This is a genomic window from Hymenobacter aranciens (genome assembly GCF_030580865.1).
GTDB lineage: Bacteria > Bacteroidota > Bacteroidia > Cytophagales > Hymenobacteraceae > Hymenobacter > Hymenobacter aranciens.
The window spans coordinates 97,782-123,651 of record NZ_JAUQSY010000018.1 but is presented as its reverse complement, the minus strand read 5'-3'; the positions used below and the strand labels follow the sequence as shown (position 1 = coordinate 123,651).

23 protein-coding genes are annotated in these 25,870 nt (G+C 62.4%); 13 read left to right on the top strand and 10 right to left on the bottom strand.

Annotated features, from left to right (window positions below; translation table 11 throughout):
- Positions 1-272 precede the first annotated feature (272 nt).
- Positions 273-2,708: a penicillin-binding protein 1C gene (gene pbpC, locus Q5H93_RS21420; RefSeq protein ID WP_305008752.1), complete on the top strand. Its 2,436-nt coding sequence runs from the start codon at positions 273-275 to the stop codon at positions 2,706-2,708.
- 166 nt (positions 2,709-2,874) lie between these two features.
- The gene (locus Q5H93_RS21415; protein WP_305008751.1) at positions 2,875-3,339 is read left to right on the top strand and encodes a MaoC family dehydratase; all 465 of its coding nucleotides are present in this window, start codon (positions 2,875-2,877) and stop codon (positions 3,337-3,339) included.
- A 208-nt stretch (positions 3,340-3,547) separates the two neighbouring features.
- Here the strand turns inward: Q5H93_RS21415 and Q5H93_RS21410 are convergent, their stop codons facing one another.
- Together Q5H93_RS21410 and Q5H93_RS21405 are read right to left on the bottom strand one after the other, a co-directional pair.
- Complete coding sequence (locus tag Q5H93_RS21410) at positions 3,548-3,949, bottom strand: DUF779 domain-containing protein (protein WP_305008750.1); 402 nt, start codon at positions 3,947-3,949, stop codon at positions 3,548-3,550.
- 144 nt (positions 3,950-4,093) lie between these two features.
- Positions 4,094-5,623 (bottom strand): aldehyde dehydrogenase family protein, encoded by a 1,530-nt coding sequence (locus Q5H93_RS21405; RefSeq protein ID WP_305008749.1) that lies wholly within the window; start codon positions 5,621-5,623, stop codon positions 4,094-4,096.
- Between the two features lie 486 nt (positions 5,624-6,109).
- Between Q5H93_RS21405 and Q5H93_RS21400 the strand changes: the two genes are divergently transcribed.
- On the top strand, positions 6,110-7,042 hold the full coding sequence (locus tag Q5H93_RS21400) for an AraC family transcriptional regulator (protein WP_305008748.1): 933 nt from the start codon (positions 6,110-6,112) through the stop codon (positions 7,040-7,042).
- A gap of 52 nt (positions 7,043-7,094) precedes the next feature.
- On the opposite strand, the gene Q5H93_RS21395 is transcribed toward Q5H93_RS21400, so the two are convergent.
- A complete protein-coding gene (locus Q5H93_RS21395) occupies positions 7,095-8,084 on the bottom strand; it encodes a bestrophin family protein (protein WP_305008747.1) in 990 nt (329 codons plus the stop codon).
- Positions 8,085-8,318: 234 nt separating this feature from the next.
- Between Q5H93_RS21395 and Q5H93_RS21390 the strand changes: the two genes are divergently transcribed.
- Positions 8,319-8,675 carry a hypothetical protein gene (locus Q5H93_RS21390; RefSeq protein ID WP_305008746.1) on the top strand — a complete coding sequence of 119 codons (357 nt, stop codon included), beginning with the start codon at positions 8,319-8,321 and terminating at the stop codon, positions 8,673-8,675.
- 155 nt (positions 8,676-8,830) lie between these two features.
- Positions 8,831-10,012 carry an MFS transporter gene (locus Q5H93_RS21385; RefSeq protein WP_305008745.1) on the top strand — a complete coding sequence of 394 codons (1,182 nt, stop codon included), beginning with the start codon at positions 8,831-8,833 and terminating at the stop codon, positions 10,010-10,012.
- A gap of 88 nt (positions 10,013-10,100) precedes the next feature.
- Here Q5H93_RS21385 and rfbD read toward each other — a convergent pair whose 3' ends face one another.
- Both rfbD and Q5H93_RS21375 read right to left on the bottom strand, forming a co-directional pair.
- The gene (rfbD, locus tag Q5H93_RS21380; RefSeq protein WP_305008744.1) at positions 10,101-10,955 is read right to left on the bottom strand and encodes a dTDP-4-dehydrorhamnose reductase; all 855 of its coding nucleotides are present in this window, start codon (positions 10,953-10,955) and stop codon (positions 10,101-10,103) included.
- 36 nt (positions 10,956-10,991) lie between these two features.
- Positions 10,992-11,894: a TIGR03915 family putative DNA repair protein gene (locus Q5H93_RS21375; protein WP_305008743.1), complete on the bottom strand. Its 903-nt coding sequence runs from the start codon at positions 11,892-11,894 to the stop codon at positions 10,992-10,994.
- A gap of 94 nt (positions 11,895-11,988) precedes the next feature.
- Here Q5H93_RS21375 and Q5H93_RS21370 point away from each other — a divergent pair, with 94 nt between their 5' ends.
- Positions 11,989-12,360, top strand: coding sequence for a cupin domain-containing protein (locus Q5H93_RS21370; RefSeq protein ID WP_305008742.1), 372 nt, complete (start codon positions 11,989-11,991; stop codon positions 12,358-12,360).
- Positions 12,361-12,378: 18 nt separating this feature from the next.
- Complete coding sequence (locus Q5H93_RS21365) at positions 12,379-13,452, top strand: winged helix DNA-binding domain-containing protein (RefSeq protein WP_305008741.1); 1,074 nt, start codon at positions 12,379-12,381, stop codon at positions 13,450-13,452.
- 114 nt (positions 13,453-13,566) lie between these two features.
- Here Q5H93_RS21365 and Q5H93_RS21360 read toward each other — a convergent pair whose 3' ends face one another.
- Complete coding sequence (locus Q5H93_RS21360; RefSeq protein ID WP_305008740.1) at positions 13,567-13,815, bottom strand: hypothetical protein; 249 nt, start codon at positions 13,813-13,815, stop codon at positions 13,567-13,569.
- A 103-nt stretch (positions 13,816-13,918) separates the two neighbouring features.
- The gene (locus tag Q5H93_RS21355) at positions 13,919-15,187 is read right to left on the bottom strand and encodes a putative DNA modification/repair radical SAM protein (protein ID WP_305008739.1); all 1,269 of its coding nucleotides are present in this window, start codon (positions 15,185-15,187) and stop codon (positions 13,919-13,921) included.
- A 359-nt stretch (positions 15,188-15,546) separates the two neighbouring features.
- Here Q5H93_RS21355 and Q5H93_RS21350 point away from each other — a divergent pair, with 359 nt between their 5' ends.
- The 3 genes from Q5H93_RS21350 to Q5H93_RS21340 all read left to right on the top strand — a co-directional run bounded on the left by Q5H93_RS21350 (position 15,547) and on the right by Q5H93_RS21340 (position 19,691).
- Entirely contained in the window at positions 15,547-17,526 is a 1,980-nt protein-coding gene (locus tag Q5H93_RS21350) for a BamA/TamA family outer membrane protein (RefSeq protein WP_305008738.1), read from the top strand.
- Between the two features lie 134 nt (positions 17,527-17,660).
- Positions 17,661-18,368 carry a DNA-binding domain-containing protein gene (locus Q5H93_RS21345; protein WP_305008737.1) on the top strand — a complete coding sequence of 236 codons (708 nt, stop codon included), beginning with the start codon at positions 17,661-17,663 and terminating at the stop codon, positions 18,366-18,368.
- Between the two features lie 324 nt (positions 18,369-18,692).
- Positions 18,693-19,691 (top strand): hypothetical protein, encoded by a 999-nt coding sequence (locus Q5H93_RS21340; protein WP_305008736.1) that lies wholly within the window; start codon positions 18,693-18,695, stop codon positions 19,689-19,691.
- A gap of 405 nt (positions 19,692-20,096) precedes the next feature.
- Here the strand turns inward: Q5H93_RS21340 and Q5H93_RS21335 are convergent, their stop codons facing one another.
- From Q5H93_RS21335 to Q5H93_RS21325, 3 genes are all read right to left on the bottom strand, one after another.
- Positions 20,097-20,537: a DoxX family protein gene (locus tag Q5H93_RS21335; protein ID WP_305008735.1), complete on the bottom strand. Its 441-nt coding sequence runs from the start codon at positions 20,535-20,537 to the stop codon at positions 20,097-20,099.
- A gap of 67 nt (positions 20,538-20,604) precedes the next feature.
- Positions 20,605-20,916, bottom strand: a complete 312-nt coding sequence (locus tag Q5H93_RS21330) for a hypothetical protein (RefSeq protein WP_305008734.1) — start codon at positions 20,914-20,916, stop codon at positions 20,605-20,607.
- Positions 20,917-20,955: 39 nt separating this feature from the next.
- A complete protein-coding gene (locus Q5H93_RS21325; protein WP_305008733.1) occupies positions 20,956-22,626 on the bottom strand; it encodes a lectin-like domain-containing protein in 1,671 nt (556 codons plus the stop codon).
- Positions 22,627-22,785: 159 nt separating this feature from the next.
- Between Q5H93_RS21325 and Q5H93_RS21320 the strand changes: the two genes are divergently transcribed.
- The 3 genes from Q5H93_RS21320 to Q5H93_RS21310 all read left to right on the top strand — a co-directional run bounded on the left by Q5H93_RS21320 (position 22,786) and on the right by Q5H93_RS21310 (position 25,854).
- Entirely contained in the window at positions 22,786-23,622 is an 837-nt protein-coding gene (locus tag Q5H93_RS21320) for a CvfB family protein (protein WP_305008732.1), read from the top strand.
- A 262-nt stretch (positions 23,623-23,884) separates the two neighbouring features.
- Complete coding sequence (locus tag Q5H93_RS21315) at positions 23,885-24,541, top strand: NAD-dependent epimerase/dehydratase family protein (RefSeq protein ID WP_305008731.1); 657 nt, start codon at positions 23,885-23,887, stop codon at positions 24,539-24,541.
- A 326-nt stretch (positions 24,542-24,867) separates the two neighbouring features.
- A complete protein-coding gene (locus Q5H93_RS21310; protein ID WP_305008730.1) occupies positions 24,868-25,854 on the top strand; it encodes a right-handed parallel beta-helix repeat-containing protein in 987 nt (328 codons plus the stop codon).
- Positions 25,855-25,870: the final 16 nt, after the last annotated feature.

Below are 25,870 nucleotides of genomic sequence, written 5' to 3'. Positions count from 1 at the left end.
CGGGCGCCCACCCGAACCACAACGCCAAACACCACCGCCGCAGCCGGCCCCACCCCCACCGCAACCCAAAAAAAATATTCTGGCCCGGGCCAAAATACTTACTAAGCCTACCGGAACCGAAGTATAAGTTTCCAACAGGGGTGGGCACGGCAGCTTCTTAAGTATTATCAATCCGCCTCACTTATTCTTAACAGAACTTGTTAAGTATTTCCGTTAGTAGCTCGAAATACTTAACATATCCAGGCCCTCGCCGACGCTCTATGCTTCACGTTATGAAAAACAAGAAATGGCGCTGGGGGCTGGGTGGGCTCCTCGGCAGCCTGCTCCTGCTTTTCCTGCTCGACCGCCTCTTCCCCCTGCCGCCCCCGCCGCAATACTCCCCCCTCGTCACGGCCGCCGACGGCTCGGTTCTCCACGCCTACCTCAACCCCACCCAGAAGTGGCGCATGAAAACCGAGCTGGCCGAGATTACGCCAGCTTTGCAGCAGGCCATTATCACGAAGGAGGACCGGTATTTCCGCTACCATTTTGGCGTGAATCCGGTGGCCATTGTGCAGGCGGCCGGGCGCAATCTGTTTGGCACTGGGCGCACCACCGGGGCCAGCACCATTACCATGCAGGTGGCCCGGCTGCTGGAGCCCAAGGAGCGCACCTTCAGCAGCAAGCTGGTGGAAATGGCCCGCGCCGTGCAGCTGGAAATGCACTACAGCAAGGCCGAAATCCTGCAGTTGTACCTGAACCTGGTGCCCTACGGCGGCAACATCGAGGGCGTGAAATCAGCGGCGCTGCTGTATTTCCAGCAGCCGCCCGACTACCTCTCGCTGGCCCAGACGGTGACGCTGGCCATCATCCCCAACCAGCCGCGCATCCTGGTGCTGGGCAAAAACAACGCAAAAATCCTGGCCGAGCGCAACCGCTGGCTGCGGGCATTCGGGCGCGAAAACCTATTCCCGAAACAAGACATCGAAGATGCCCTGGCCGAGCCGCTGGAGGCCCAGCGCCACGCCGCTCCCACGCTGGCCCCGCACCTGGCCCGGCGGCTAGTCACGCAGTATCCCGGCCAGCCCATCATCCATTCTACTTTGAAGCGCGGCCCCCAGACCAAGGCCGAAGACCTCACCCGCAACTACGTGCGCCGCCTGCACGAGCTGGGCATCGGCCAGGCCGCCGTGCTGGTGGTCAACAACCACACCCGCGCCGTGGAGGCCTACGTGGGCTCGGCCGATTTCCTGGACGCCGCCGGCCAGGGCCAGGTGGATGGCGTGCGGGCCGTGCGCTCGCCCGGCAGCACGCTCAAGCCCTTCCTTTACGGCTTGGCCATGGACCGCGGCCTTATCACCCCAAAAATGAAGCTGCCCGACGTGCCCGCCAATTTCAACGGCTTCCGCCCCGAAAACTTCGACAAAACCTGCGCCGGCGAAGTGACTGTGGAGCGGGCCCTGGTGTACTCGCTCAACATCCCCGCCGTACGCGTGCTGAACGACGTGGGCGTGTCGGCCCTGACTGACAAATTGCGGCAGGCTAATTTCCGGACCGTGGCCCGGCAGGCCCCACGGCTGGGCTTGAGCACCATCCTGGGCGGCTGCGGCGCCACGCTGGAGGAGTTGACGGGGCTGTATGCGGCGCTCGCCAATCAGGGAGAATATGCTCCGCTGAAGATGACGCAAGAGGATGGTATTGGGTCTTCGGTGTTGGGTGTTGGGGCTTCAAAAACAAATCCCAAAAACCCAATACCCAATACCCAATACCCAACACCTAACACCAAAAACCAAAAACCAAACTCTAAACTTTCTAATCCCACATCGGCGACTGGCGTTTCCCTCCTCTCCCCCGCCGCCGCCTTTTTAATCGGGGATATTTTGTCCCAGCGCATCCGCCCCGACCTCCCAGTGGGCTACGAAAACAGCATCCGCCTGCCCAAAATTGCCTGGAAAACCGGCACCAGCTACGGCCGCCGCGACGCCTGGAGCATCGGCTACAACAAGGACTATACCGTGGGCGTGTGGGTGGGCAACTTCAGCGGCCAGGGCAGCCCCGCCCTCACCGGCACCGACATTGCCACCCCCCTACTCTTCGACCTCTTCAACACTTTAGCCTACAACTCGCCCAACCGCTGGGATACCCCGCCCGCCAGCCTCGACTTCCGCCTGGTGTGCGCCGAAACCGGCCGCGTGCCCGGCGAGCACTGCCCCGACCAGCTCATCGACTACTACCTGCCCGGCCTCAGCACCGCCCGCCGCTGCGAGCACCAGCAGGAAGCCCTCATCTCGGCCGATGGCAACGTCAGCTACTGCCGCGCCTGCCTGCCCGAGGCCGGCTTCCGGCGCCAGCTATTTCCCAACCCGCTACCCGAAGTGCTGGCCTTCCGCGAAAGCCAGGGCCTGCCCGCCCAACGCCTGCCCCCGCACAACCCCACTTGCCGCCTCGTGCACGACACCGATGCGCCCGGCCAGGCCCTGGCCATCACCTCCCCCGCCGCCAATGCTGAGTACGTCCTCAGCCGCGGCGAAAAGCAGGAGTTGCTGCTCAGCTGCGCGGCCGGCAGCGAGGTGCGCCAGGTGTTCTGGTACGTCAACGACCGGTTTCTGCGCGCCGCCAGGGCCACCGAGCGGGTGTTTTTCCGCCCGCCCGGCGGGGCGGTAAAAATCTCCTGCGCCGACGACCACGGGCGCAACGTGGACGTGCAGGTGCTGGTGGAAGAACTGTGATGAGTGGTCGGGCGAATTCCGCGCAGCGGTTCGTCCGGCTACTCCCGCCAGCACGACCCGTGAGCCCAACCGGCGCAAAAGCCCCAGTGGCCGGACGAACCGCTGCGCGGAATTCGCCCGACCACCCCGCGCTTAACGTATGTTTGCACCAATTCCCCCCAATTGTATGAATAAACTAACCATCGGTAGTCTGGCTGAGTTGGAGCAGCACGTCGGCCAGGAGTTGGGCGTGTCGCCCTACCTCACCATCACGCAGGCGCAAATCAACCAGTTTGCCGCCGCCACCCTCGACAACCAGTGGATTCACACCGACCCGGCGCGGGCCGCGGCCGAGTCGCCCTTCGGCACTACCATCGCCCACGGCTACCTCACGCTGGCCATCCTGCCCTACCTCTGGCACGAAATCGCGACCATCCAAAACCTGAAAATGCAGGTCAACTACGAAATCGAGGCCCTGCGTTTCAACCAGGCCGTCACCGTCGATTCGGCCGTGCGCCTGCGGGCCAATATGCTGTCGGTAACTAACCTGCGCGGCATTGCCAAAACCCGCATCGGTGTGACGCTGGAAATTGAAGGGCAGAAGAAGCCGGCCTACACGGGCATTATCACCTTCCTCTACCACTTTCAGTAAGCTACCAGCCGCAACCGAAGGTCAGCGAAGCTAAAGCGGCGACACGTTGGTAGTTTACGAATATGAATAGTATGCCAGAGCCGCAAAGCGGCGGCACTTTCCGCCTGACGAAAGTGCCGCCACTTTGCGGCTCTGACTCTTCAAAATCGTTGGGTAGCTACCAACGTGACGCCGCTTTAGCTTCGCTGACCTTCGGTTGCGGCTAATCTTACGCTTCGGCTGCGGCCTCCGGCACCTCATCCCCGGCGTACACCGGCGCCATGTCCTTCTCCTCGTCCTCGGTAAACAACCGCGAGCGAATCAGAAACCGCACGCCCAGCGGAATTTCCAGCGAGAAGCTTGCGCCGCGTCCCTTCACCACGTCCACCGTCAGCTGCGTGTGCTGCCAGTACTCAAACTGACTGCGGCTCATGAAAAAATCGCAGCCGCAGATGCGGCCCAGCCACACGTCATTGCCCCCCACCCGGAACTCGCCCTTGGCAAAGCACATCGGCGAGGAGCCATCGCAGCAGCCCCCGCTCTGGTGAAACATGAGCGGGCCGTGCTCATCGCGAAGCAGGTCAATGGTAGCTTCGGCGGCGGTGGTGACGAGGACGCGGGGGGTGGGCATCTTTAAGTTGTTAGGATTAAAAACAATAGAACGTCATGCTGACGAAGGAAGCATCCTCTCACGCCAGGATAACTCATTCGTGAGAAGATGCTTCACTGCGTTCAGCATGACGTTCTTTTAACGTCAATTAATTCAGACACTGGCTTAAAAGAAGCCCAGCGCCTTCTCGCTGTAGCTGATGAGCATGTTCTTGTTCTGCCGGTAGTGCGCCAGCATCATCTTGTGGTTCTCGCGGCCAAAGCCCGAAGCCTTGTAGCCGCCGAAGGGAGCCCCGGCCGGGTAGTCGTGGTAGCAGTTCACCCACACGCGGCCAGCCTCAATGGCGCGGGGCACCTGGTACAGCTCGTGGGCGTCGCGCGTCCACACGCCGGCGCCGAGGCCGTAGAGGGTGTCGTTGGCAATGGCAATGGCTTCCTCGGTGGTTTTGAAGGTCGTAACCGACACCACCGGGCCGAAAATCTCCTCCTGGAAGATGCGCATCTTGTTATGCCCGCGGAACACGGTGGGCTGAATGTAGTAGCCCTCAGCCAGCGCGCCATCTTCCTGCGCGTAGGCCTCACCGCCGCACAGCACCTCGGCCCCTTCGGCTTTGCCGATTTCGAGGTAACTCAGGATTTTCTCGAACTGGTCGTTCGAGGCCTGGGCGCCCATCATGGTATTCATATCCATCGGGTTGCCCAGCTTGATGGCCTTCACCCGGGCAATGACGCGCTCGATAAATTCGTCGTAGATATCCTCGTGCACCAGCATCCGCGAGGGGCAGGTGCAGATTTCACCCTGGTTGAGGGCAAACATCACGGCGCCCTCAATGGCCTTGTCGAGGAAATCGTCGTCGGCATCCAGCACGCTCTTGAAGAAGATGTTGGGCGACTTTCCGCCCAGCTCCATCGTCACGGGGATGAGGTTTTCAGCGGCGTATTGCATGATGAGGCGGCCGGTGGTCGTCTCGCCCGTGAAGGAAGCCTTCTGAATACGCGACGACGAGGCCAGCGGCTTGCCCGCTTCCAGGCCGAAGCCGTTCACGACGTTAATCACGCCGGCGGGCACCAAATCCTCCAGCAGTTCCATCAGAATCATGATGCTGGCGGGGGTCTGCTCGGCCGGTTTCATCACTACCGTGCAGCCGGCCGCAATGGCCGGGGCCAGCTTCCAGGTGGCCATCAGCAGCGGGAAGTTCCAGGGAATAATCTGGCCAATCACGCCCAGTGGCTCGTTGATGTTCATTGATACCGTGCTGCTGTTCAGCTCCGTCACATTGCCCTCCTCGGCGCGGATTACGCTGGCGAAGTAGCGGAAGTGGTCCACTACCAGCGGCAGGTCGGCGTAGGTGGTTTCGCGGATGGCCTTGCCGTTTTCCACGCACTCCACAGCCGCCAGGTAGGCCAGGTTTTCCTCGATGCGGTTGGCAATTTTGTTGAGGATGTTGCTACGCTCGGTGGCCGAGGTCTTGCTCCAGGTGGCAAAGGCTTCGTGGGCGGCGTCGAGGGCCAGCTCGATGTCTTCCTTGGTGGAACGGGCTACTTTGGTGAAATTTTTCCCGTCGATGGGCGACGGATTGTCGAAATATTGCCCTTTAACCGGGGCTACCCATTTGCCACCGATGAAGTTGTCGTAGTGGGTTTTGAACTGGGGCCGGGCCACCACGGTGGTCGGCGCTTCGAGGGTCTCTGCCATAAGAAGTTGAATGTTTGAGTTGGGGTGAAATGAATAGGTCAAAGGTACCGGACCGACTTCCCCAAACGTCTCCACAATCGTTGCGATTCTTGTGCAGGATACTCGCAAAATTGCGGCAATGCCAAAGTTTTTTAAGGCAGAAATTAGCCTTTTTACCCGGCCTGACATTACCTTCGTGTCACCAATCAGGAATTTCCGACAACGTTACCGCAAACGTTTGGGGAATTCCAGGCTTTTTCCCAACCACACTGCTCTCGCAGCACCCGCGGCGACCTTCCCACCCACCGTTAGTTCTCTTCCCTTTTTAGCGGCGGCTTTTCCCACCCACCGCATCTACAGTTCTTCTTTCTAGAAAGCAAGCAGTACCGAACAGGTAGCAACCCGGCCAAACAGTAAGTGCAATTTCGCACTTATACTTGTGCCCCGGCCGCTACTCGTTCGGTATTGTTTGTTTGCATTTTCCCCGCTCCTCACTCGTGTAAGCGTATGCGTCCTGCCCACCTCCCGGCGCCGTTGGCCCTGCACCGCTACGACCACCTCGACACGCTGGTCGAAAACCGCACCGTGTACACGCTCGATGCCTTCGAGCTCAACGTGTTCGAAACGCACCAAGTGGCACGGCGCGTGCCGCTCAACCTGGGTAGCCTCGTGCTTACCACCATGCTGCGGGGCAAGAAAGTGATGCACCTGCCCAACCGCCCGGCCTTCGACTACCTGCCCGGCGAATCGGTAATCGTGGGCGAGGACAAGACGATGGAAATCGACTTTCCCGACGCCACCGAGGCCGCACCCACGCAGTGCCTGGCCGTGGCCATCCCGACGGAAACCATCCGCTACACCGTTGACCTGCTGAACGAACGCTACCCCAAGGCCGAGTCGCACTCGCCCTGGCAGCTGTGCGAGGCAGCCCACGCCCACCTCACCAACACCCCGGAGCTGACCGGCACCCTGGAGCGCCTCATTCAGCTTTCGCAGGCCACCGACGCCGCCAAGGACGTGCTGGCCGGCTTCACGCTCCAGGAATTGCTGGTGCGCCTGATGCAGACGCAGGCCCGGCAGCTCATCTTCCGCGACTACGCCCGGCACCTCACCACCCACCGCTTCGCCCACGTAGTCAGCTACATCAAGCAGCATCTCACCGAAAACCTGACGGTGGACAAGCTCAGCGGGCTGGCCTGCATGAGCAAGGCCACGTTCTTCCGCGTCTTCAAGCGCGAGTTTGGGATTACGCCAGTGGAGTATATCATCCGCGAGCGGCTGAGCGAGGCTAAGCGGCTGTTACGCCACCCCTTGGCGACGGTGGCGGACGTGTGTTTCCGGGTGGGCTTTAACAACGCCGGGTATTTCCAGGCGCTGTTTAAAAAGTACGAGGGCATGACGCCGGGGGCGTATAAGAAGGGACTTTTAGTCAATGGGTGAATGAGCAAAACGTCTTTTGCTCCATTCCGTCATTCGCTCATTCACCCATTGATTAAAACACCACGCTATACTGCTCGGCTGCCTGCACGCGGCGCTCTTCCGGCACTTCTACCTGGAGGATTTCGTGGACGTTGACGTAGATGCGGTCCGCAATCTGCGTCAGCGGTAAGTCGTTGCTATCCTTACCAAAAGGGTCTTCGATTTCGTCGCCAATCATCTCCACGCCCAGCAGCGCGTAGGCCCCGAACATGGTGACGGGAATCATCATGTACTGGTAGGTATCGAGCAGATTGAAGGGTAGGACGAGAATGAATATCATCACGAAAGCTTTGATAAAAAAGCTGTAGCTGAACGGGATGGGCGTACCCTTGATGCGCTCGCAGGCGCCGGCCACGTCGAGCAGAGCTTCGTGGTGGCGCTGCAGGGTGATGAGGTGCTCGGGCAACAGCACTTCGCGGCGCAGCAGCAGTTCGAAATGGGTTTGCAGGGCGGCGGCGATGCCGGAAGGCACGTGGCCTAATTGCTGCAGGCGGGTGAGGAAGCCAGGGGCGGTTTCGGCCAGCTTGTGGAACTTGACGCCTTCGCGCAGATGGCCGTCGAGGGCGATAGGGAAGTTGGTGATGAGGGCGGCGAGGTACTCGCGGTTGGCCTGGTCGTCGGGGGCCAGGCGGGCGTCGAGGAGCACGGCCAGGTTGCGGCAGTTGTTGACGAGTTGGCCCCAGAGGCGGCGGCCTTCGTAGAAACGGTCGTAGGCAGTGCTGGTGCGGAAGGAGAGCAACAGACTGAGCAGGATGCCCATGAAAGTAAAAAACTCCTTATCGACGCTGATGGGAATGTGCACCCAGTTCTGCTCGATAACGGCTACGGCCGTAGCATAGAGGCCCACCCATAGCACGCGCTTGAATACGCTACGGATGATGGCGGAATGCTTGAAGTGGCGGAAGGCTTCCCACCAGTCGCCGGATTTATAGACTATCATGGGCGAGTTGCAGCTGAATTGGTTCGGCAGCAAAACTACGGGAGCAGCGGTTGCTACGGGCATTTTGGGTGGCGGCGTGGTCGGTTTTGAGTCCCGGGCGGCCTTAGTAGGGGAAAGCGAACGGTAAGCCGATGAAACTACGCTTTTGGAAGGCGAAACCAGGTTTGGGAAGCGTTTTCGGCAGTTCCTGGCACAGCGCTTGTCAATAGTCTGGCAAGCGCTTATCAATTATCACCTGCTAATCATCAAAGACTTATCGGCCGATTGGCTTTCTTTTCACTCCTTTTTTTCCTCCTCATGAAAACGTCCCTGCTTTCGCTCGCCGCCGCGCTGCTGCTTGTTTCCAACGTTACCTTCGCCGCCGGCCCGCCTAATGACCGTCGCGCTGACAAGGAATCCAACTACGGCTATCCCAAAAACTACAAAGTGTCGGCCAAGGAAAGGGCCCGCTACGAAGCCGAACAGCGCAAGCTCGCCGAGCAGCAGCGCAAAATGGTGGAGCAGCAGCGCAAACAAGCTGAGCAGCAACGCAAGCTCGCTGACCGGCGCGACGACCGCGACTTCAACTTCGGCTATCCCAAAAACCACCAGGTAACGCCTCAGGAACGCGCCCGCTGGGAAGCCGCCCAGCGCAACGACCGTGACCGTCGCTAGGCCTTACGCCTTCATTTCGAGAAGTCTCGCCCCACCCGGCGGGGCTTTTTTGTGTCCTTCGGCCTGCTGCTGCGGCATTCGGCCCTGCGAACTCATTTATCGAAGCAACTATCGGCACAGTTGGGCGGTTGTTTTCCTCCACCCACCCCGTTTTCGTGTCGCAACCCTCGACGTCCTCCCCTCCTACCCTCACGCCCGGCCTGGTGTGGCTGATGGCCCTGACTTGCGGGCTGGTGGTGTGCAATATCTATTACAACCAGCCGCTGCTAGCAGCCATCGGCAGCACTTTTCACCTGCAACCCAGCACGGCTAGTCTGGTAGCCACGGCCACGCAGGTGGGCTACACGCTGGGCATGCTGTTCGTGGTGCCGCTGGGCGACATGCTGGAGCGCAAGCGGCTGATGCTATTGCTGCTGCTGGGCGCTACCGGCTGCTTGGCGCTGGCCTGGCGCGCCCCCACTTTCGCGGTGCTGGCCGGGGCGAGCGTGTTGCTGGGCATCACCTCGGCAGTGCCGCAGCTGCTGGTGCCGATGGCCGCACACCTCGCCCCACCCGCCGACCGGGGCCGGGTGGTGGGGCGCATCATGAGCGGGCTACTGCTGGGCATTCTGCTCTCGCGCACGGTGAGCGGCTACGTGGGCGTGCACCTGGGCTGGCGGGCCATGTTTGGCCTCGGGGCGGGGCTGATGCTGGGGCTCACGGCGGTACTGGCCTGGCGCTTGCCTACGGACCGGCCCAGTTTTTCGGGCTCTTATGGCACGCTGATGAAATCGCTGCTGACACTGGTGCGCGACTGGCCGGCGCTGCGGCGCTCGGCGCTCGTGGGCGGGTTCTTATTCGCTTCGTTCAGCGTGTTCTGGACTACGCTGGCGTTTTACCTGGAGAGCCCGGCTTATGGCTACGGCTCCGATGTGGCGGGCTTCTTCGGGCTGATTGGGGCGGTAGGGGCATTGGCGGCTTCCTGGGCGGGCAAGACGGCCGACATTAAAGGTCCTGATTATACCATCCGGCTGGGCATCGGGCTGGCGTTGCTGTCGTTTGCCGTGCTGGGCGTGACGGGCGGCTACCTACTGGGGCTGGTGGCGGGGGTTATCCTGCTCGACGTGGGCGTGCAGGGTGCCCACATTTCCAACCAGACTGCCATTTTCGCGCTGGTGCCCGAGGCCCGCAGCCGGCTTAACACGATGTATATGACTACCTATTTCGCCGGCGGCTCGCTGGGCTCGGTGCTGGGCGGGCTGGCCTGGATGCACGGCGGCTGGTGGGGCGTGTGCGCGCTGGGCGCGGCGCTGGCCGGGGCGGCCATGGCGGTGCAGCGGCTGGTGGGCAAGAGCTGACAGAAGTTAAAAGTTGAGAGTTAAAAATGAAAACCCTGACGTCGGCAAAGCGCCAGGGTTTTCATTTTTAACTCTCAACTTTTAACTTTTAATTCAGCCGTTTCAAACACTCCGCCAAACTCGTGCGCCAGTGCGGAATAGCCACGCCCAATCGTGCTTTGGCCTTGCTCTTGTCCATCACCGAATAGGCCGGGCGGGTTGCCTTCGTGGGGTATTCGCTGCTACGGATGGGCACCGTGCGCGTGGGCAGGCCACGGAGCTCGAAGATGGCCGTAGCGAAATCGTACCACGAAGTCAGGCCCTCGTTGCTGTAGTGGTAGAGGCCGTATTCCTGGCTTTGGGTTTCGATGAGGTGCAGCAGGCAGGCGGCCAGGTCGATGGCGTATGTGGGCGTGCCCACCTGGTCCCAAATGATGCGCAACTCCTCGCGCTCGGCGCCCAGCTTCAGCATGGTTTTCACGAAGTTGTTAGCAAATTCGGAGTACAGCCAACTGGTGCGCAGGATGAAATACTTGTCCGTGAGCGGCGGGATTACCTGCTCACCTTCGAGCTTGGTGAGGCCGTAGATGCCGAGAGGCTCGGTGGCATCGGTTTCGGTGAGGGGCTGGTTGCCGGTGCCGGCGAAGACGAAATCGGTGGAAATCTGCAGCAGCACGGCATCGTGCGCGGCGCAGAGGCGGGCCAGGTTTTCGACACCGTCGCGGTTAATGCGGCGGGCTAGCTCTACCTCGTCTTCGGCTTTGTCGACGGCCGTGTAAGCGGCACAGTTGATGACGTGGCTGGGCTGGTGCCGCTCGAACAGCGCTTGTAAGCTCTCGTTATTAAGGATATTACCTTCGGTTTCGGACAAGAAAATCAGGCCGGCAAAGTTTTTCTCCCGAGCCACGCGGGCCAGGCACTGGCCGAGTTGGCCGGCACCACCAAAAACGAGGGTCGTCCCCATAAGCTGCGAATACGAATTGCTGAATTGGGGCGCAAGTTAGCCCTCGGCCGCCGGTCCGCGCTTATTGGCAATGGGCACGAAGCGCGTTTCGCGGGGTTGCTTTTCGCTGAGGTATTTCCAGTAGCGTAGCGGCATGTGGCGGCGGTGCAGCTTCAGGTTTTTGCGCTCGGGGATGTTGACGTGGTCGAAATACGCCTGCCAGAGCAGCCGGAACAGGGGTTCACGCTCATCAAGCACGGTAGCGGAGACGGCGGCGGTTTTCGGGCCGGCATCCTGCTCAAAATGTACGACGTCGGTACGCGTGAGGTCGTAATAAAGCCCGTAGCGGCGGCGGCGGTCGTAAATCAGCCAGCGCTGGTCGGCGTAGCGCTTGGTGAAGTGGGCAGCGATGAGCGGCAGCACGTCGAAATCGGGCTCGATGGTGGAGTGGAACAGGCCGTCGGTGGTTTTCTCGAAGCGCACGAAGGCTTCCATGCGGTGCTTTTCGCGGTACATCTGCTGGGCCAGGCGCTGCACGCGGCGTACGTCGGCGTTGGCGTAGTTTTCGGCGATGTCGAGCGGCGAGCGCAAAGCCAAATCGACGTAGCGGAAGATGAGCAGCTCACGGTCGGACACTTCGCTCAGGAAGACGTGGTAGAGGCGGGTACGGGCCTCGGCGTCCATCGTTTTCAGGAGGCCCTCCCACACCCGGGCGGCCTGGATTTCGTCGGTAGCGCGGTGGGTAGCTTGGGTAAACAGGCCGCCCTGGGCCGTGGCTTCCAGCTGAATACTGTTGGGCGCCGCCCGCCAGTCGTAGATGGTGAAGAGCACCGTGAGCAGGCCTTCGAAGGAGCCGTCGTAAGTGTAGTCGAGCGGCGGAGCGCTGAGGATGGGCGCCGGCCGGCGGGCGGCCTGGGCGGCGCCGAGGGCGGTAGCGGAAGGGCGGCGAACGGGTTTCATACGACTACATACGGCGCGGGCCGCTTATAAATTTAACCTTGTGCTTACCTTTAAACCGACCACTCTCCTTCCCCCACTCAACCACCTAATTCCCATGAGCCCCGACCAACTCCTCGCCCCCCTGAAAGACGCCGACCGCCGCGAAATGGGCGGCGTCATCATCGACACCGTCCGCACCGGCAACTCGCGGGTGAAGCGCATTGTGTACCCGGCGGGCTTCCGCTGGTCGAAGAACCTGAAGCCGCTCATCGGCACCGAACTGTGTCAGCACGCGCACGTCGGCTTCCTGGCCAGCGGGCACCTCAACATTCAGTATGCCGATGGCGTGGTTGAGGAATTCATTGCGCCGCAGGTGGTGGCAATCGCGCCCGGCCACGACGGCTGGGTGGTGGGCGACGTGCCGGCTATTCTCATTCAGTTTGATTTTGAAGGCGAAACGGTAAGTCGGATGGGTTTGCAACGGTAATCTTCGATTCCGAGCCTTATGCTCACTACGCCGCCCGAAATAGCCCGCCTGCGCCTCCATAACCAGCTAATCAGCCATTCCCCCGCCCGCACGCCGGCCGAGGTAGTGGCCTGGCTGGGCGCGGTGCAGGCCCAGGATTTTGCCGGGGCCAAATGGTCGTTGGCTTTGCGCCTGCCCGGCGCCACCGAGGCCACCATCGACCAAGCCATTCGGGATAAAACCATCGTACGGACCTGGCCCATGCGCGGCACCCTGCACTTCGTGGCGGCGGCCGATGTGCGCTGGCTGCTGCCACTGCTGGCCCCGCGCATCGTGGCGCGCACGGCCGGCCGCTACCGGCAGTTGGAGCTGGATGAAGCCACCTTTGCCCGCAGCGCCGAGGTGCTGGGCCGTGCTCTCCAGGGCCAGCGCCGCCTGGCGCGCCCCGAAGTGTACGCCCTACTGGAGGCCAATGGCATCTCGCCCGCCGGGCAGCGCGGCATTCACATCATCGGCTACCTGGCGCAGACGGGCCTCCTCTGCGAGGGGCCGCGCGAGGGCGCCCAGCCCAGCTTTGCGCTGCTCGATGAGTGGGTGCCGCCCACCGCGCCGCTGGCCCGCGAGGAGGCTTTGGCGAAGCTGGCCCAACGCTACTTCACCAGTCACGGCCCGGCCACGCTGCCGGATTTTGTATGGTGGACGGGGCTGCCGGTGGGCGACGCCCGGCTGGCGCTGCAGCTGGCGCAAAGCGCCCTGACTTCGGTGACGATAGAGGGCAACACCTACTGGCTGGCTGATACGCTGCCGCCGCAGTTGCCGCCGCCGCAGGCCTACCTACTCCCGGGCTTCGATGAGTTGATGCTGGGCTACACCGACCGCAGCGCGGCACTGGCTCCGCAGCACCGGCCGCTGCTGAACCCTACCAATGGTGGCATCCTCAGCGCCACGATGGTGCTGGATGGACAGGTGGTGGGCACCTGGCGGCGCACACTGCGCAAAAAGGGCGTGACAGTAGAGTTGTCGCCGTTTGAGCCGCTGACGGCGGGGCAACGGGAGCTGCTGGAGCCAGCGTTGGCGCGGTATGCGGCTTACCTGGGGCGGCCGGTGGTGTGAGTGGCAGTACGAATTCCGCGTTGCGGTTCGTACTACCAATTAGTCGTTTGGTGCAGTTGTTCAACGGCAGAGTGGTAGAACGAACCGCAACGCGGAATTCGTACTGCCACGGCTTTACGCGGCCTGCTGCAGGGTCTCGACCACCTGCCGGGCGGCACGCGCATCATCATGCAGCTGCCGCACCAGCGGCATCAGCTCGCTGATGCGGCAGACGCAGGAGAGGCGAGCTACTTTGTTAGTAGCCATGGTGGTGGGTTGGGCTTGGCGGTGGGAGATTTTCATGACGGTGAAGAAGATGTCGTTTTGGATGCCGCCTAGCTCACTCGGCGGGTTGGTGGGGAGGTTGAGGAAGGAGGGTGACATTGAAATCGGAGGAGGTTTTTGGTATTGAGTGTTAGGCTTTAGGTGTTCGGCATCATTCTGAAAAATCCCCAATACCTAAAACCCAACACCTAACACCTTTTCATTAAGAAGCCTGGGCAAACAAGTCCAATTGCTGCGTGACCAGCGCCGAACGCACCGAACCGGCGCCGAACAGCACCTGGCGGCGGATGGCCTGCTCGTCCAATTCGCCCAGGGCGGGCTGGGCCATGCCGCGGCAGGTGAGGAAGAACTTAGCCCGTTTCAGCACCACGCCGAGCTGGCGCAGGGTTTCGAGGTCGATGCTGGCGAAGCGGCGGGCGGCCACGATGCGTTTGGCCGAGCGGGCGCCCACGCCGGGAATGCGCAGTATCATCTCGTAGTCGGCGGTGTTCACATCCACCGGGAAGACGTGGCGGTTGCGCAGGGCCCAGGCCAGCTTGGGGTCGATTTCGAGGTCGAGGTGGGGGTGGACGGGGTCGAGGATTTCGTCGGCGTGGAAGCCGTAGAAGCGCATGAGCCAGTCGGACTGGTAGAGGCGGTGCTCGCGGATGAGCGGGGGCTGGGTGACCTGGGGCAGGCGGGCGTCGTCGGTGACGGGCACGTAGCCGGAGTAGTACACGCGCTTGAGGCCGTAGCCTTGATAAAGCGAGTTAGACAACTGGATGATTTGCAGGTCCGTTTCGGGGCTGGCGCCGACGATGAGCTGGGTGGTCTGGCCGGCGGTGGCGAAGCTGGGCACTTTCAGGAAGAGCGACTTTTCTTCCTTGTTCTGGATGATGCCGTCGCTAATCTGCCGCATCGGGGTCAGGATTTCCTGGTAATTCTTTTCCGGGGCGAGGCTGGTGAGGGCCAGCTCGGAGGGCAGCTCGATGTTGACGCTGAGGCGGTCGGCGTAGAGGCCGGCTTCGTGGATGAGCTCCTGGCTGGCGCCGGGGATGGTTTTGACGTGGATGTAGCCGTTGAAATTGTGCTCGGTGCGCAGCTTGCGGACGATGCGCACGAGGCGCTCCATGGTATAGTCGGGGCTGGAGAAGATGCCGGAACTCAGGAACAGGCCTTCGATGTAGTTACGGCGGTAGAAGTTGATGGTGAGGTCCACGACTTCGTCCACCGTGAAGGCGGCGCGCTTGACGTCGTTGGAGCGGCGCGAGACGCAGTAGGCGCAGTCGAAGATGCAGTGGTTGGTGAGCAGGATTTTCAGGAGGCTCACGCAGCGGCCATCCTCGGTGTAGGAGTGGCAGATGCCCATGCCTTCGGCGTTGCCGAGGCCCTTGCTTTCGTTCTTGCGCTTGCCGCCGCTGCTGCTGCACGAGGCATCGTACTTGGCGGCGTCGGCTAAAATGCTTAGTTTTTCCTGAATGCGCTCGTTCATCGGGCTGAGGGCGGCTTTGAGGCCTTAAAGGTAAGAAACAGGCGGGGATTTTGTGCAAGGGGTTAAGCTAATTTTTTTAGAAAAAGTTCGGGAATGTGCTTTTAAGAACTGCTGGAATGACTAAAGAAAAAGAACGTCATCCTGAGCGACGCAGGAGCGAAAGGACCTCGCCCGCGCCGCATGCAGCAGTAACATGCAGCAGTAATTAATTACCACCCCAGCGAAGCGGGCGAGGTCCTTTCGCCTCCCTGCGGTCGGCTCAGGATGACGTTCTGATTTCGTCGTTCTGAGCCCCTCCCAACCTCTACCCTCTTCCTTTCCGTACCTTGCACCGGCCCCGCGCCTGCTTCTGATTTTAAATGTTTCGCTTCCGTTTTTTCTTCCTGCTGCTGCTGCTGACCCTGCCGGGGCTGGCCCGCCACGGCCGGGCGCAGGGGTTTGACCCGCGCGGGGCGGTGCCGCCCGACTCGCTGAAGGCCCGGGACGCGGTGCTGCCGGCGGCCCCGGTGCTGCGGCCCGATGCGCCCGACTCGCTGCGGCGGCAGTTTAACCAGGAGCGGATGCGGCTGCGGCTGCAGGCTTACGCGCGGCGCAAGACCATTATGGGGAAGGCGGTGGCGGCGATTTTCGACTTTTCGCCGCGCAGCAACGAGCAGGCGGGGTTGGACGTGGTGCTGCTCGACCGGCAGTTTGACAAGCACAACTTTAAGGTGGTGCGGCGGATTAACATCCGGCCCTACTCGGCGTTTGGGTATAGCCTGAACGACTCGCTGCGGCAGCCGCGCACGTTTCTGGAGCGGGCGGGCAATGCCCTGCACGTGCGCACCTCGAAGACGCGCATTCGGCAGGTGCTGACCTTCCGGCCCGGCGATGTGCTGCAGCCGCAGGATTTGACGGAGTCGGAACGCCTCTTGCGCCAGACGCCGGAGCTGCTGGATGCGCGGGTGCTGGTGAACGAGCGCACGAGCACGGCTGACAGCGTGGATTTGGAGGTGCTGACGACGGACGTGTTCAGCCTGACGGGTGGGGCGGAGCTGAGCAACGCCACGGCGGGGCGCATCACGCTGGGCGACCAGAATTTCCTGGGCTTTGGGCACCAGATTGACAATGCCTACACCTACGGGCGCAACCTGACGCCGAACAACGAGGGCGAGCAGGCGCAGCGCTGGGCGTACCAGGGGAGCTACACTGTTCCGTTCCGGCACTTTTTCCAGGCGCAGGCGCGGTATCTAAACGAGTATAACCAGGAGCGGGGCGGGGTGTCGGTGCGGCGCGACTTTTACTCGCCGACGACACGCTACGCGGGAGCTTTTTCGGCCGATTGGTACGATTTGATGATTGTGCCGGTGCTGCCGCCGCTGGGCGAGCCGCTGGTTTTTCAGCCGTTGCGCTACAATATTCAGGATGCGTGGGTGGGCCGCTCGATTCGGCTGCGCTCGTTTGATTTGGGGTATGAGAACCCGGGGCGGCTGATTGTGGCCTCGCGCCTTATTCGCACCACCTACCAGCGGGTGCCGGTGCTGGAGCCCAACCAGGGCCGGCCCTACTACAACGGCACGCTGCTGCTGGGCACGCTGGGCTACTCGGTGCGCCGCTACTACAAGGACCGGTACCTCTTCGGCTTCGGGCGCACGGAGGACGTGCCGACGGGCACGCTGGTAAGCGGCACGGTGGGCTACGAGTTTAACAACGTGACGCCGCGGCGCTACTTTGCGGGGCGGTTGGCCACGGGGGCGTTTTCGCCCACCCGGGGCTACCTCTACACGAGCGTGGAGCTGGGCGTGTACCAGCGCCTCGACCACACCCGCACCTGGGAGCAGGGCCTGCTGAGCACGGAGCTGACGGCCTTCACCCGGCTCTACCACCGGGGCAACTGGCAGTACCGGCACTTCCTGAGCAGCCGGGGCACCATCGGGCTGGACCGGCGGCCGGGCGAGGTGCTGCTGGGCGTGAGCGACGACCGGGGCATCCGGGGCTTCGCGCCCGACCCGGCCATCCGGGCCACGAGCCGCTTTGCCCTGAAGTACGAGACGGTGCTCTTTACGCCCTTGTCGCTGGTGGGCTTCCGGCTGGCGGGGGTGGTGTTTGCCGATGCGGCCTGGGTGACGGAGCGGCAGGGCGGCGGCTCGCCGTTTCACCAGGCGCCCTACACGGGCTTCGGGGTGGGGCTGCGGCTGCGTAACGAGTTCACGGCGTTTCGGACGTTCCAATTGCTGCTGGGCTTCTATCCCAAGGGGCTGCTGACGCCGAACGGGGTGCGCATGTTTGAGACGGCGCGCGAGGCGGTGCAGTTTTCGGACTTCGGGCTGGGGGCGCCGGGGGTGGGGGTGTATCAGTAAGCGGGGGCCCGGGCACTGGCAGTCAGCCGGAAAATAATCCGGCCGCGTGTCTGAGATTAGGTAAAATTACCGATGCGCGGTGACCATGCGCGTCCTCATCTTTGCCCCGAACCTTCTCACCCCCTTCCCGCCGCATGCCCATCGCCTACTCCCTTATCGACAACAAGCTCACCGCCGACCCCAACGACCTGCGGGCGCAGGTGCAAAGCGCGGGCACCGCCACCCTCGACGACCTGGCCAACGACGTGGTGCGGCCCGGCTCCACCGTCACCAAGGCCGAGTTTCTGGCCATGTACGAGGAGTTTAAGATGGCCGTCATCCACCGGGCCCAGCGCGGCGAGACTATCATCACCGACCTGTTTGTGCTGCGCCCCACCCTCACCGGCGTGTGGCGCGATGCCCACGATACCTTCGACCCGCAACGCCACCGCGGCCAGCTGCGCCTGGCGGCCGGCACGCTGCTGCGCCGGGCCGAAACCGAGCTGCGCTTCACCCTGGTAAGTCCCGCAGGCCTGACCGAGCCCCGCCCCGAGCGGGTAGAAGACCTGCTCAGCGAGGCCGTGAACGACACCCTGACCACCGGCACGCTGGCCCTGCTGCGCGGCACCCACCTCAAGCACGACCCCACCGACCCCGACCAGGGCCTGTTCTTAGTGCCGGCCACCGGCAGCAACGCCCCCGTGCGCGTGGACAAGGTGAAGAAAAACACGCCCTCGGAACAGCTCTTCCTGGTGCCCGCCACCCTCCCGGCCGGCACCTACCGGCTGGAAGTGCGTAACAAGCTGCGCGGCAGCAATACCCTGCGCACGGCCGCGCTGCCCGCCACCCTCACCATTGCCTAAGCGGGGCCCTTGCTTTACGCGGGTCGTATCCTTGCTTTGCAAGACCTGTGCAAAGCAAGGATACGACCCGCGTAAAGCAAAGCTACGTCTCGTGCAAAGCAAGGAAATCTCTCGGCTCATTCGAAATCGTACGCCGCGTTGCCCGCCAGCGGTGCTGCCCACGCGGCGTATAGCTCTGTAGCATCTTTGCTTTTGAAGGGCAAAACTAGCCGCAAGTACCATTCCCTGTTTTCTGCTTAACATTGCAGCGCTTTACCGCCGCCTTGTAGAGCACCAATTGACTGACACGTCTTTTAGCCTTTTTTCTTTTTTCCCCACACCTTGATGAAATCCATACTATTTACCCTTTTATTAGCGGTCGGCGTTAGTGCGAGCAGCTACGCCCAGATAGGCGAGCTAATAACCCTGGCTAAAATGGCCAAAGGGCCGTCAAAGGGTCCTAGCAAATCGAAGGAGCCCGTAAAGCCCAGCGATGGCATCACGAGCCCTATTCATACCAAGTATCTGGGTAAGCTGGTATTTGCCTCCACGGCCGAGGCTTTGGCCTTGCGCAACGAGCAGGAGGCGCAGTTCAGCAATTCGTTTACGCTGGGCCAGCCCATCTATTTCCGGGGCTACATGGAGAACAGCCTGTATAATATCGGCCGGGTCTTAGCTCCTGCCGCCGATATCCACGACCTCAACGGAGCTCTTTACCGAGTAGAATTTTACCTGGATGGAGCGCTGGCCTTGGCCACCAGAGAACGTTTGACGAGAAGAATTGAAGAAACCTCCGCTGCGGGCGCGCTGTCGTCGAAGGAGGCGCAGGACGGCAACGACGCTTTTCAGGAATTTCTGTCGAAGAACGAAGCCAAGCTCACGCCGGGCAGCCACGGAATCAAGGTGGTGATGCGGCCAGTAGTAGACCTCTTCAAGCAGCCGTCTGCGGAAGGCGAGCCCATCCTCACCGGCGAATTTGAGCTGAAAGTGGGCGCCAGCGCGGTAGACCCCAACGACACCAAGATGTGCATGCCCGCCGCCGGCATGAAAGACCCCAAGCTGGAGGCCACCGTCATGCAGACCTTTAAGGCCAAGGGCTGGCCCGAGAAGCCTTCTTCCGTCCGCATCACCAGCAAGGAGTGGAATATTGTGCGCAACGAGCTCACGGGTGCCATCACCAAGCGGACGCTGGTGGCCGCCATCAGCTCGACGCTGCCCAATGGCACCTGCCGCTACCAGAACTTCCTGTTTTCGCAAGCCTACAACGGGGCAGGCTACCAGCAGAGCATGTTTCTGGAAGGGGCGGGCTCAGACCAGGTAATACCCTGCGGCTGCCTGAAATAACACTTCTCAGCTACTGACTTCGTGCAAAGAGGGCCCCTGGAGGCCCTCTTTGTTTTTGTGGTAGGGTGGGCTCTACTTTACTCTTTGGGAGTTGTATTCCGAAAGTTATCTGCCGGAGAGTTGTACTCCCCGCCACCAGCTAGTGGCGCGGCCAATGCGGAGTGCATCTCCGAAAGAGCCGGTAGGCCCTTCCAGCGCTGCCCTCACGACTTGCTAACCCCAGTTGCGGGATAGCCGCGAAGCGGCGACATGTTGATAGTTTAAATGCAGGGTTAGGGACCCAAGCCGCGAAGCGGCGGCACGTTCACCAGGCAAACGTGCCGCCACTTCGCGGCTCGGGGTTCCCTGGCTCAGCTATTCTACCAACGTGGCGCCGCTTCGCGGCTATCCCGCAACTGGAGTTTGCTAGGCTATTGTAGCGGCCTGGCTATTACGCAGCAAGGCATTATCAACCGAAAACCGCCCCGCCCCGCTCAGAAACAACGCCGCGAAAATGCCCAGGTAGAGGTAGGCCAGCTCGCCGCTGTCGGCACCGGTGAGCGCGCCGTCGTGGCCCACGAAGAAAGCCACGGCCATGGTGATGGCCGCCACCAGCGCGGCAAAGCGCGTGAATAAGCCCACGATAAGCAAGGCCGCGCACACCAGCTCGCCGAAAACCGCCAGCCCGAGGCTGACGCCGGAGCTGAGGCCCAGGAAGCTAAGAAAGCCCTTGGAATACTCGTCGAAGTGCAGCAGCTTGGGCAGCCCGTGCAGCAGCAGCATCGGCAGGCCCGCCCAGAGGCGCAGCAGCAGCAGGCCGGCATCGGCGCTGCGGGGGATGAAGGAAAGGTGCAGGAGGTTTTTCATGGGGAGGGTGTATGCATCCGACAAAGTTCTGAAGTGCTGCTGGAGTTACACTCGCTAAGCGTAACAGCTAGCCGCTGATTTTTCCGAGGTGCACATTATGACAAATCCAGGTGAAGATTCCAGCTAGCGGCAACAGCCCCAGACCATAGGTAGCCGCCTGGCGGAAGTGCCCGGTGACTAGCTTCCACAGGAGCATTACGCCATTGACGACCATTCCCGCGCCTGACACATAGATGACGCCCATCAGCGGCATTAGGGCATCGTAGCTGCCCCATGTAGCCGCCATCATCAGCACACAGAAGACCAGCAGGCCCCACACGATGCCGTTTAGACGCAGCGCGCCAGCGTAAGAGTGCGACGAGGCAGATGTTTCAGACATAAAAGATGCGGTCAGAGAATATGGAATCTAGGGCAGTTTCTACCGTAGCACCTCCACCCAGCCCTTCCAGCTCTGCCCGGCGGCGGTGCTGAGGCGGTAGAAGTACACGCCGGGGGCGGCGTCGGGCCCCCAGCCGTCGGCGTAGTTGTCCTGCTCATACACCAGCCGGCCCCAGCGCGAGAATACCTGCAGGCGGGTGGGCTGCTGACTCACCAGCGCCCGGAAGGAGTCGTTGAGCCCGTCGTGGTTAGGGGTGATGACGTTGGGCAGCAGGAAGGGCTGGGCCAGCACGCTGGCCTGCTCGGCGCAGCCGCCGGGGCCGGTGGCCGTGACGGTGTAGGTGGTGGGCTGGGCGGGCGTGGCCGTCACCTCGGGGCCGGTGCTGGCGCTGAGGCCGGCGGCCGGGCTCCAGCTGAACGTGACGCCCGGCGCCGCGCTGGCGGCCGTGAGGCGGGTGCTGGCGCCGGGCGCGGTGGCCGGGTCGGCGGCCAGGCGCAGGCCGATGGCGGGGCGCACCAGCACGCGCACGGTGTCCTGCCGCAGGCAGTAGCCGGGGCCGGTGGTCGTCACGGTGTAGAGCGTGGAAGCGGCCGGCGTAGCAATGACCTCACGGCCCACCGGGGTGCTGAGGCCGGTGCCGGGCGTCCAGGTTTGGCTGAGGCCCAGCGGGGCGTCGGCCCGCAGCGTGACGGATGCCCCGGCGCAGACGACCTGGCGGGGGCTCACGGTGACGTTGGGGCGGGGCAGCACCGACACGCGCACCGAATCCTGACTTTGGCAGCCGTTGGGAGTGGTGGCGATGACGCGGTAGGTGGTGCTGGCGGCCGGCGCCGCCGTGATGCTGGCGCCGCCGGGGGCGCTGAGGCCGGCGGCCGGGCTCCACTGGAAGGTGGTGCCGGCGGGCAGGTTGTTGATGCGCAGGCCCACCCGGCCGCCGGTGCAGAGGGTGGTAGGTCCGTCGGGCACGATGACCGGCGCGGCCGGCACGGCCTGGATGTTGGCCGGGCAGATGGTCTGGTCGGACGTAGAGCCGCCCGTGGAGCCCACGAAGCCGAACCACACCGAGGGGTTGCCGCCGAAGATGGTGGCCACGAGGTTGCGCGGGTAGCTGAAGAGCTGGCGGCCGTCGTACTGGGCCGTAAGGGTTTGGGCGGCGGCGCTCCACTGGATGCGCAGGAGGTGGTCGGCGCAGTTGTTGAGCGTGGGCAATATCACCGGGGGCAACACGCCGCCGGGGTCGCCGTTGAGGGCGAGCATGGCGTGGGGCTGGGCGGGGTCGTTGTAGGGCGCGCCGGTGTTCTGGTAAAAATCGAGCTCAATGCCGACGGACTGGCTAAAGGCCCCATTGCCCCGATAGTAGCCGATGCTGCCGCCCTGCTCGGCGGTATTCACGTTGGGGCCGGCCCGGTGCAGCACAAACACGACGCCATCGGCCGGCCCGCACTGGTTGATGCCGAAGGTGAAGTCGAAGTCGTTGGTGAGGCTGATGGTCTGGTCGCTCCAGATGGAACCCTGAATATCCTGCGCCCCCTGCGCCGTGAGCCGGTAGCAGCCTGTGGCCGTGGGCGCGGCCGTGCCGTGCCGGGTGAAGCCGATTTGGCAGCTCTGGGCAGCGGCCGGGCGGGCGGCCAGCAGCAGCCCAAGCAGCAACAGCAGGCTATAGCAGGCGAAGCGGCGGAGTGGGTGGGATAAGGTAGAGTGTAATGGCATAGCGGGTAAAGGTAAGTAAATGCGGGGTTAGCCGCTGGCTGGCGCGCGTCTCTGACGCGCGCCAGCGGCGGGGCCAGCGCCAGCCGGCCGCGTATTTTCCCGACCTTTGCCCCGCTCCTACCCCCGCACTCTCCTACCCTCACGCCCTAACAACACCCCATGCCCAGCCTCCTCCTCGGCGATTACAACGACCTCGAAGTAGCCCGCGATACCAGCGTGGGCCTCTACCTCACCTCCGACGACGGCGACCTGCTGCTGCCCAACAAGTACGTGCCCGACGGCACCCGCGTGGGCGATGTGCTACGCGTGTTCGTGTACCGCGATTCCGAAGACCGGCTCATTGCCACCACCCTGGAGCCCTTCGCCACCGTCGATAGCTTCGCCGCCCTCACCGTGCGCGACCACGGCCCCGCCGGCGCGTTCCTCGACTGGGGCCTCGAAAAAGAGCTGCTGCTCCCCTACCGCAACCAGCGCCGCGACCTGCGCACCGGCGACCGCGTGCTGGTGTACGTGTACCTCGACGAGGAAAGCGACCGCCTGGTAGCCACCGCCAAGTGGAAGCCCTACCTCAGCAAAGACGCCTTCCCCGGCCATGTGGGCGACGAAGTGCGCCTGCTGGTGGCCGACGAGTCGGAGCTCGGCTACACCGTCATCGTGGACAACCGCCACCTCGGCATTCTCTATCATAATGAGGTGTTCCGCCCCCTGCGCATCGGCGAGGAGCTACCCGGCTTCGTGCGCGTCATCCGCCCCGATGGCAAGCTCGACCTGCGCCTGCAGCGCGCCGGCTACAGCGAGGTGGAAACGGCCACGGATACGCTATTGAAAGCCTTGAAGGCCGCGCCGAATGGCCGCCTGCCCATCGGCGACAAGAGCCTGGCCGAGGACGTTTACCGGCGGGTGGGCATGAGCAAGAAGGTGTTTAAAAAGGCGCTGGGTGCGCTGTTTAAGCAGGGGCTGGTGACACTGGAACCGGAGGCGACGACTCTGAAGTAGAACGAAAAACTCCCCTCCTGCCAAGGAGGGGATGTTGCGCTGAAAGCGCAACGGGGGTGGTTAGGCCTCCCGCGCCGTTAGAACGATGTTGTTAGCGCAAGTAAACCGGCCTTTCCAACTTTGAAACGAGTTGGGCGTTCAAGATTAAGCCCAGGCGGCGCGACCGGGCGAACCACCCCCGTTCGCTGCTCAGCGCAGCTCACATCCCCTCCTTTGGCTTCGCCGACCTTCGGTTCCAAGGAGGGGAGCTTGTCGTTCTATCATGAAAACCGCCCTCCTCGCTGGTGCTACCGGCCTCATCGGCTCCCAGCTGCTGCCGCTGCTACTGGCCTCCGACCGCTACTCGAAAGTGACCGTGGTGGGCCGGCGCGAGCTGCCGCTCAGCCACCCCAAGCTCACGCAAGTAGTTACTGGCCTGGACCGGCTGGAGTTGGTGCGCGAGCAGCTGGTGGCCGACGACGTGTACTGCTGCCTGGGCACCACCATGGCGCAGGCCGGCTCGAAGGAGGCGTTTTATAAAGTCGATTTTGGGTACGTGGTGACGCTGGCGGCGCTGACGAGTGCACCCGGGGCACAGTTTCTGGTAGTGAGCAGCCTGAATCCGGACCCGCAATCGATGTTTTACTACTCGCGGGTGAAGGGCGAGATGGAGGCGGCCGTGCGCAAGCTGGGCTTTCGGGCCATTCATATTTTCCGGCCCTCGCTGCTGCTGGGGCGCACCGAGAAGGTGCGCACGGGCGAGCAGGTGGCGAGCGTGGTGATGGCTGCCCTACGGCCGCTGCTAAGAGGGCCGCTACGCGAGTGGCGGGCCATTGAAGGCAGTGCGGTGGCGCGGGCCATGCTGCGCGCGGCGGCGGGCGAGAGTAGCGGCGTGCGGGTACATAGCTCGGCCGAAATGCAGTCCGCCAGCGAGGGGTGAAGCGCGGGTAGCCCAGCTTCTTTTTGGTGCTTGAAGGTACGTTTGACGACGGCCGGCTTCCTGCGAAGCCGGCCGTTTGCATTTACATCATACGGGAGCAAAAAGTGGCCTGACAGCCCCGGGAAGGCGGTTGGGCAAGCGCAACGCGCCGCCCCGCATCCGTGCCAGCCCGGAGGCGGCTGCCGGTAAAAAATGCGGGATAGCGCGGATTGCGCCCGGGTATAGCTTAGAAGCAATTTTACCCTCGCAAACCTGTGGGCTTTCGGGCCTGCCTCAACCCGTCACTTTTCAACATTTTTTTCTCACTCCCAACACCCCCGTTTTTTATGAAAAAGCTCGCCTCTTCCGTATTCGTTCTGCTGCTGACGGCAGCTGTTGCTCTCTCGGCCTCGGCCCAGACCATCCGCCGCGTGAGTGCCACCACCACCGGCACCAACATCTACGCCACCTTCGCTCTGGCCCAGACGGCCGCCACGCCTGGCGACATCATTCAGATGGAGCCCGGTGATTACGGTTTTGACATGACCATCAGCAAGAACGTAACCGTAGTGGGCCCCGGCTACTTTCTGGGCACAAGTCAAAACACCGGGCTGCAGGCCAACGCCCAACCAGCGATTGTGAACCTGCTGCACTTCACCACCGGCAGCACGGGAGCTTCCGTAGCCGGCATCACGGCCAGCAGCGCGGGATTCAGTGCCAGCGGCGTGACTATGCAGCGTTGCCACATCACCGGCGAAACTTATATTAACTACAACGGCGGGCTGATTAACAACGTCAACATCCGCCAGAACTACCTGGACGGCAACCTGCGCCACAACAACAGCACGGGCGGCACCAACCTCCTTATCAGCAATAACATCATCCTGGGTTATGTGTCGCTGAACGCCAACAGCAGCGGCGAGTTCCGCCAAAACGTGACCGGATTGCAGTACAGCACCTTTTCGCTGCAAAACTTCAACGTCATTAATAATTACATCGGCGCCTATTACACGCCGAGCTTCACCAACTGCACCGTAGCCTACAACGCCTTCTACAACACCGGCGTGCCCACGACCAATAACAACCAGAACAACGTGACCATCGCCAGCGTGTTCGCTAACAACAACCCGACCTTCGATGCCCACTGGCAGCTCAAGACCGGCACCAACGCCCTGCGCGGCACCGGCGAGAATGGCCTCGACATCGGCGCCTTCGCCGGCAACTCGCCCTACAAGCTGGGCGGCCTGCCCGCCATTCCGGCCATCTACCAGCTCTCGAACTCGGTGAATGGCAACACGCTGAACGTGAACATGAGCACCCGTTCGAACAACTAGGCAATAGCGTTTCTCA